This window comes from Thiolapillus sp., from assembly GCF_048562965.1.
Taxonomy (GTDB): Bacteria; Pseudomonadota; Gammaproteobacteria; order Chromatiales; family Chromatiaceae; genus Thiolapillus; species Thiolapillus brandeum_A.
Genome location: NZ_JBHNMF010001630.1, coordinates 1 through 525 on the forward strand (window position 1 = coordinate 1; position 525 = coordinate 525).

Annotated in this window: 1 protein-coding gene; it reads left to right on the top strand. The window is 58.5% G+C overall.

From position 1 onward, the window contains the following. On the top strand, window positions 1-425 hold a 425-nt coding region (locus tag ACOCD2_RS25905), incomplete at its 5' end, for a hypothetical protein (protein ID WP_419589394.1). Between the last annotated feature and the right edge of the window lie 100 nt (window positions 426-525).

A 525-nucleotide genomic window follows, 5' to 3' on the forward strand; every position in this document is an offset into this window, starting at 1 on the left:
CGTGGTTCGATGACAACACCTGTGTGGGGCATATCAATGACCGTTCTGATTATGAGCTCCAGGGGACAGACCGTGGCGATCCGAAACTGGGACCGCTCCAGAACAACGGGGGGCTGGCTGACAAGCGTGTCTTCGGCCTCGTGATAGATTTTGGGACATCCCAGTCCCCAAAATCGACTCGGCCTTTGACAACCTATTTGTGCCCCAGCCGTCCTGGTCACCAAGCACTACGCAACAACTTCGCAAGCTCGTTGCTGCTCCGTACTTGGCTCCCATATGACTGGACGCCGCGTTCGGAGGCCTACTTTGTTTTCCCTCTGGCGCAAGGCACGCCGGGAAAACAGTGCGGCCTCGCGGCTACTGGGGTCTACCAGCCTTCGCTTCGCTCTCCATGGCTGGCAGCGATCGCACACGCCTTATTATGACGACCCCGACCATGGCACCAGCGGCCTGATTGATCCGACCTCACATCACAGCTGCGCGGCGAAGGATCAACGCGGTGCATTGCGCATTGATCGCGTCAAT